Origin of the sequence: Streptomyces sp. ADI96-02, assembly GCF_003846185.1 — a bacterium.
Taxonomy (GTDB): Bacteria; Actinomycetota; Actinomycetes; order Streptomycetales; family Streptomycetaceae; genus Streptomyces.
In genome coordinates this window covers 5,336,651-5,343,554 of record NZ_ML123034.1, presented here as the reverse complement: position 1 = coordinate 5,343,554, position 6,904 = coordinate 5,336,651, and the positions used below count along the sequence as shown (strand labels likewise).

Genomic DNA, 6,904 nt, shown 5'->3' with positions numbered 1-6,904 from the left:
CGGTGTCCGTGCCGTTCGACCCGGGCGCGGTGTCCGTGCCGTTCGACCCGGGCGCGGTGTCCGTGCCGTTCGACCCGGGCGCGGTGTCCGTACCATTCACACCGGTCCCGCCGACCACGTCCGGTCCCGTCGGCGCGCCGCTCTCCGGCGGGGGCGTCGGGGTCCCCTCGCCGCCCACGACCGGGGTGTCCACGGTCACCGGTGTGCCGAAGCTCTCCAGTGCCCGGCGCACCTCGTCGGCGTCGATCCCCGCGGCGGGCCCGTCGCCGGTCGGCACCACCCGGATCTCGGGGTGCTGCGACAGATTGCCGTACAGGCCCTCGCGGACGCCGATCTCGGCCGGGCCGGGCGGCTGTTCGCCGCGGAGGGCGGCGAGGTCGCGCAGCGCCTGCTCGCGCACCTCGGGCGGGCCCTGGTGGACCTGCTGCCAGAGCGCGTCCTCCGCGGCGGTCACCGGCAGCGGCCCCGGGACGTACGCGGGCGGGTCCTCCAGCGTGTAGGGCGGCGGGCTCTCCGCCGGATCGGGCCCCGGGGAGGGGCTGCCGGTGTACTCGTCCAGTCCGATGGTCTCCGGGGAGCCGGGGGGCGGGGGTGCGCCGAGCCCGGGGCCGTCGCCGTCCGAGGACTCCGTGCGCGGCGGCCCGCCGGTGCGGCCGGAGCCGTCGCCGCCGGACCGGGCGGGGTCGTCCGTGTCCGCGCCGCCCGAGACGGTGGGCGGCTGGTTGCGCAGGTTCTCGATGGCGGTGCGGAGTTCGTTGCCGGTGTTGAGGGCGATGTCGGACAGGCCGCCCTCGACCTTGCTGCTGACACCCGCGCCGACGAACGTGGTCCAGTGGGAGGAGAAGTCGCCCTCGAACGCGCCCTTGATCAGGACCTCGCCGACGGACTCGCCGCCACCGGCGGCGGCGAAGTCGAGGACGCCCTTGAGCCCGTAGTACCCGGCGAGCGCTCCGGGCCGGTCGGCGTTGTCCTCCAGCCTGCGGTAGTTGCGCCACAGGTCGGGGTTGGAGGTCCAGACGTCCCGGTCGTAGCGGAAGGTGAACGGCCGGTCGCGGAGGAAGGCCGGCGGGTCGACGTTCAGGTCGGTGCGCGGGCGGTCCTTGGGGCCGCCGCCAGGGGTCGGGAGCGGCTCGGACTCCGGCTTCGGGGCGGGGGAGTCCGGGCCGGGCCTGTCCTTCGGGTTCGGGGTGTCCGGGCCCGGCTTGTCCTTCAGGTTCGGGGGCGGGGAGTCCGGGCCGGGCCTGTCCTTCGGGTCGGGGGTGTCGAGCTTCAGGTCCGGGCCGGGGCCCGGCTTGTCCTTGAAGACGGACCCGTCCTTGAGGAAGTTGGTGTCGTAGCTCTTGACGATGTTCTTCGCCCAGTTCTCGAAGAGGCTGGTGAAGAACCCCGCCGCCGCGCCGAAGGCGGCGGCCTTGCCGATGTCGCCCCAGTCGATCCCGTCGGGCCGACGGCCCTCGGGGGCGAAGTTCATCATCGCCAGCCGGACGGCGAAGGTCGTGAACGCCTCCGTCAGCGCCTCGCTCAGGGCCGGCATCAGGTGCAGCCGCTTGAGCAGGTCGATGAAGAGGGCCAGGAGTGCCGCGCGCGTGCGCAGCTTCACCATCAGGATCTGGCTGGCGGAGGCGCCGCCGGTGAAGTAGGACAGCGCGAGGTAGATCGCGATCTCGATGAGCAGCAGGACGACTTCGGCGATGACCTGCCACTTGGACTCCATGACGTCCATGCCGGTCTTCCGGCGGCCCCGGCCGACCGCGTCGAGCTGTTTGGTGAACTCCAAAAGGTAGTTCTTGCCCTGGTCGTCGATGAGGGCGCCCATCGCCTGCTTGTAGGAGCTGGCCAGCTCGTCCGGCATCGCCTGCGCGGTGTCGTGCACCGACTTCTCGATCAGCGCGAACAGCTTCTCGACCTTACGGGCCATACGGGAGAAGTTGTACTGGCTCTGGTCCGCGAGATCCTCATCGATCGAGGTGAGGAACTCCCCGGTCAACGCGAAGATCATCCCGTTGATCTCCGGCGTGGGCACGATGCTCAACTGCGGTCGCCCCCGGCGGTACGCGGGCAGCCCGAACGGGCCGCTCCCCCGGTCCTGCGGATGCGGCCCTCGGCGCGGGGATCAGCGGCGGCCATGCCCGCCCGCGTCGTCGCCGAACACACCGTTGGTCTCGGCCCGGCTGTTGTACTTGTCGATGCCTTCGAGGTTGGCGTCCCGGGTCGTGCGCACCAGGTGGATCTGGTCCTTCATCGCGGCGGTGCTGGCGCTGAGCGCGTCCCGGAAACCGGTCATGGTCTCCGTGGCCGTCTGCGTCTCCTTACGGTCCCGCTCGGTGGCCTTCTGGCTCATCTCGTCGGTGCCGGCCGCCGTACCCACCCAGCCCGCGGTCTCGTACACGTCGTCCCGGAACTCGGTCAGGATCGACATGGCCAGCTCCGCGATCTGGTCCTGCTGCTCGATCAGCGACTCCACCCGGCTCGGGTCGAAGTAGTAGCGTCCGCCCATCTCAGTCCTCACCGTCCTCGTCGAGAGCGTCCCGCCAGGCAGGCTTCGCGCCGTCCGGTCGCGCCCGGTCCTCGTCGTCCTCGCGGAGCACCTCCGGGCCGAAGATCCGCTCCCAGTCCACCTCGAAGCCAGGGAGCTCCGGAACGGCGCTGCTGGGCCCGGTGAAGGGCATCATCGCCTTCATCACGTGCCGGTTCATCGCGATCCGGGCCTCGCTCGCGGCCTCCAGGACGCTGGCGGCCAGGGCCTGGGGCGACATGTCGCGGTACTTGTTCTCCAGGAACTCCAGGCTGGTCAGCTCCCCCTGCGGGCCCACGGTGCAGCGCACCGCGCGATCGGAGGAGACGCGCGCGAACGAGGCCTGCCGCAGCTCGTGTTCGGTCCGTGCGATGGCTTCCTGGGCCTGCTGGAGCTCGGCCATCGCCGTCTCCAGGCGCTTCTCCAGAGGTTCCGGCACCTCTTGTCCCTTCTCCGTTCGGCGTCGGCCACCGTGCGGCCCGGACGGGGCCGCACGATGATCAACTCTGATGATTCTGCTGGTAGCCGCCCGGTAAGGAAAGCCGGTACGGGCCGCGATCTCTATGCGATACGTCTCTTTCGCGTCCCGGGCCGCGACGTCTTCGCGGTCACCGTCCGATCACCGCCGGGCTGCCGCCCTCCTCGGTCCCCCAGACGTCCTCGTCCTCCTCCAGATAGGCGGAGGAACTGGTGGTCCGGCGGGCGCTGTTCTGCTCCTCCTCGCCCTGCGTCCCACCGCCGCCGCTGGTGGTGGTGGGCCGGTGGGCGGGGGCCAGGAAGGTGTCCTCGCCCTCCTGCCGGTTCCAGGGGCTGCGACGGCGGCGCTTGCGGCGCTCGCTCTCCTCGGCCGAGTCGACCAGTACGGCGCGCACCCGTTCGCCGTTGCCCTTCTCGCCGACCCCGCCGGCGCCCATGCCTCCGCCGCCCATCGGCATACCGGGCGAGCCGGGCATGCCGGGGGCGCCCGGGCCGCCGGGCGTCTGGCCGGGGGCGCCGGGGGTCTGCCCGGGGTTGAGCCCGTTGCCGGAACCCTCGCCGCCGAGCGTGCCGCCGCCCAGGGCGGAGAGGCTGGTGTCGAGGCCCGTGGTCGAGTTGCCCCCGCCGTTGCCAAGGCCCAGGTCGGGCAGCGACAGGTCGCGGGAGACGGTGCTCGGTCCGCCGCCCCCGGAGCCGCCGGAGCTGATGCCGTTGCCGTTACCGTTCAGCCCGAGGCTGTCGAGGTCCAGCCGGTCGCGGGTGTCCCGGTTCAGGTCGGAGCCCAGCCCGTCCAGGTCCACGGTCCGGGTCTTGCCGTCCGGGTCGGTGATGGTCGTACGGCCGGTCTCCGGGTCCACGATCTGAGTGGTGCCGTCCGGGTACGTCGTCTTCAGCATGCCGTTGTCCAGGACCGTCTTCGAGCCGTCCGGGTTGGTCACCGTCGCGCCGTGCGTCAGGTCCACGGTCTTCGTCGAGCCGTCCGGGTTCGTGGTCGTCAACTCCCCGGTGTCCGGGTCGAACGAGCTGCGGCTGCCGTCCGGGAACACGTTGTCCAGATCGCCGTCGAGACCCAGCGAAGTACGCCCGCCCGTCGGCGTCTCCAGTCCGTCGCCGTTCCCGTCGAGACCGAGGTCGCGCAGCCCGTCGAGCGCACCGTCCGGACCGTTCAGGCCGTTCAGGCCGCCGAGGTCGCCCAGATTGCTGGTGGACGTGCTGCCGTCCGGGTTCGTCGTGACGGCCTCCCCGGTCCGGGGATCGATGACCTGTTTGGAGCCGTCCGGGAACGTCGTCGTCAGGTTCCCGTCCCGGTCCAGCGAGGTGACCGAACCGTCCGGGTTGGTGATCTTCGCACCGTCGCCGAGATCCACGGTCTTGGTCGAGCCGTCCGGATGCGTGGTCGTCAACTGCCCGGTTTCCGGGTCGAACGAGCTGCGGCTGCCGTCCGGGAAGTCGGTGGTGAGCCCGCCGCCGTCCCGGAGCCTGGTGTTGCCACCGGTCGGCGTGTTCAGGCCGGCGCCGCCGAGGATGTTGCCCAGACTGCGGGTGAACTCCTCGGTCGGGTTGTTCCGGACCCCGTCCTGCGGATTGTTGTTCAGGCCGAGGTTGCCGAGGCTCTGGGTGAGCGGAGGGAGGACCGGCGGCGGGAGGGTCTGCCCGTCGCCGCCCAACGGACCGCCTTCGCCCAGCGGCGCGTTCAGGTTTCCGAGGTTGCCGAGGCTGTTCAGCGCGTTGTTGTTGGCGTCGCCCAGGTCGTTCAGGCTGTTCAACGCGTCGTTGTTGGCGTTCCCGAGGTCGTTGAGGTTGTCGAGCGCCTGGTTGTTGATGTTCCCGAGATCGTCCAGGACGGTCTTGTTGTTGTTCCCCAGGTCTTCCAGGATGTCCTTGTTGTCGTTGTTGAGGTCATCCAGGATGTCGTTGTTCTTGTTGTTGAGGTCGTCGAGGATGTCGTTGTTGTTGTTGTTCAGGTCGTCCAGGATGTCGTTGTTGTTCTCGTTGAGGTCGTTCAGGAAGTCGTTGTTGTTGTCGTTGAGCTTCTTGAGCCAGTCGTCGATGTCCGGTCCGCCTGTGCCGCCCGGGTCGTTGAGCTTGTCGTCGGCGTAGTCCTCGCCCGCCGTGCTGGTGGTCTTGGGCTTCGGGACGTTCTCGGTGAAGTCCTTGGCGAGGTCGAGGAAGATGTTGTTCAGCCTCGACCTCTCCGCGACGGCGGGCCTGACCAGCATCTCGTCGACGCCCTTGTTCCACAGTTCGACGGCCTTCTCGCCGACCTTCTTCCAGTTGGCGATGTCGCTGAGGTCCCCGTAGTCGGGGTGTTCCTGGCTGAAGCCCGCCTGTGGTGAGTGCCTGACGGTGGTGTAGCCCGCCCCCTGGTAGCCGTTGTGGGTGGTGGCCTCGATGTCGCTCTTGCTGATGTTGTTCTCGTCGACCCAGAAGGCGAGGTCGTCCAGCACATAGCGCAGGACGAGCAGCGGATCGTAGTAGTCGGACTTCGCCCACTCCAGCCAGTTCCCCAGCAGGTTGCTCGCGGTGTCCTTGAGGCTCTGGCTGCCCGCCTCCAGAGCGCGGGAGTAGACCGTGCCGTCGGTGCCGGTGACGCCGTCGGCGTTCGAGGTGGCGCCGAAGGTCTCGACGTAGCCGTCGTAGTTCTCGCGGACCTTCTTCAGCAGGTTGCGGAAGACGTCGGCCGCCTCCCCCTTCCAGCTCGCGTCCTCCCGGGAGAAGCGGTCCTCCCAGTCCTTGAGGACGACGGCCTTGTCCTTGAAAAACTGGGCGGCCCGGTCGAAGGACTCCCCGGTGTCGGTGAAGGACTTCAGCACGACGGCGTCGGTGCTGGGCACCGACAGGTTGTTGAACTTGACCCCCTCGGTGCCGCCGTCACGCAGGGCGATGAGCGCGGCCCGCGGCCCGTTCATGTACTCGGCGAGCGGCTTCGTGCTCATTTCCTGCTTGTTGTAGTCCTTGAACTCGTTGCCCTCGTGGACGCTGACGTCGTCCACGTCGTCGGCGTCGGTGCCGTCGAAGTGGATCTCGTTGCCCGACTTCGCCCGGCCCTCGAAGACGATCCGGGCCTGCATGATCGAGGACTGCTTGTTCTTGTTCAGGAAGAAGATGTCGTAGTCCTGGCCCTCGTTCACGAGGAAGCCGGACTCTTGGACGACGGACTTCAAGTCCCGTTCGCGGATGTCCATCCGGAACAGCGGGCCCCCTTTGGTCGAGGTGAGCCTCTCGAAGATCGTCTTGCGGTCGGGCATCGGAAAGCCGGTGATGTGGTGGACCAGGTTCGCCCAGCCGTCCACGCTCTCGGCGCCCCACCCCTTGAGTTCGTTGACGTTTTCGCGGGAGTCGGGGTCCGCGTTTGCGACCTCAGCCACTGGTGGCCCTTTCAGTGCTGGTCCTGATCAGGAGGTTTTCCCACCGCTGCCGTCCGTGCCGCCGACGGTGAAGGCGTCCACCTCGTCGAAGGTCTGCAACAGCGTCTGCGCGTCGATCGCGTCGAGGTTCTTGTCCTTGGTCTTGTTCGCCTCGTCGATGGTCTCGGTGAGGGCTTCCTTCAGCTCCTTGAAGAGCGCCACCTGTTCCCCGAGGAGTTTGTCGATCTCGGTGGCGGACGCCTTGACGGCGTCCAGCAACACCTTGCCCGAGACCCAATCATCTGGGTCGCGGCCGATCTTGCCGATCCGCAGGACCTGGTCGCCCTTCTCCGGGTTCTCCGCGCTGGTGTAGGCGTATTTGTCGACCATCTTGCCGAGGGGACGGACGCCGTTCTCGATCTCCTCCCGGGTGACCTTCGCGGAGCGGAGCACCGGCTCGACCTCCAGGTCCCGGAAGTTCTCCATCTGCTTGAGGTCGAAGTGCTTGACGTCAGCCTTCTCAGCCATGGGACGTCCTCCTGGGGTTCGGCGCCGGGCGGGTCGG

At 68.8% G+C, this 6,904-nt stretch carries 4 protein-coding genes and 1 pseudogene; all 5 read right to left on the bottom strand.

Annotated elements, in window-relative coordinates; translation table 11 throughout:
• Window positions 1-2,032 (bottom strand): annotated as a pseudogene (locus EES43_RS30755) (hypothetical protein); the annotation flags it as partial.
• Window positions 2,033-2,113: 81 nt separating this feature from the next.
• A complete protein-coding gene (locus EES43_RS23530; protein ID WP_124272126.1) occupies window positions 2,114-2,497 on the bottom strand; it encodes a hypothetical protein in 384 nt (127 codons plus the stop codon).
• 1 nt (window position 2,498) lies between these two features.
• Window positions 2,499-2,954 carry a YbaB/EbfC family nucleoid-associated protein gene (locus EES43_RS23525; protein ID WP_124270561.1) on the bottom strand — a complete coding sequence of 152 codons (456 nt, stop codon included), beginning with the start codon at window positions 2,952-2,954 and terminating at the stop codon, window positions 2,499-2,501.
• A 169-nt stretch (window positions 2,955-3,123) separates the two neighbouring features.
• Window positions 3,124-6,360, bottom strand: coding sequence for an AAWKG family protein (locus EES43_RS30750; RefSeq protein ID WP_164493236.1), 3,237 nt, complete (start codon window positions 6,358-6,360; stop codon window positions 3,124-3,126).
• Between the two features lie 27 nt (window positions 6,361-6,387).
• Entirely contained in the window at window positions 6,388-6,867 is a 480-nt protein-coding gene (locus EES43_RS23515; RefSeq protein ID WP_124270560.1) for a type VII secretion system-associated protein, read from the bottom strand.
• Window positions 6,868-6,904: the final 37 nt, after the last annotated feature.

What these genes read in the sequence shown, in the direction of transcription:
- EES43_RS23515 (WP_124270560.1), bottom strand. Translation starts at nt 6,867, where the DNA reads ATGGCTGAGAAGGCTGACGTCAAGCACTTCGACCTCAAGCAGATGGAG.
- EES43_RS23530 (WP_124272126.1), bottom strand. Translation starts at nt 2,497, where the DNA reads ATGGGCGGACGCTACTACTTCGACCCGAGCCGGGTGGAGTCGCTGATC.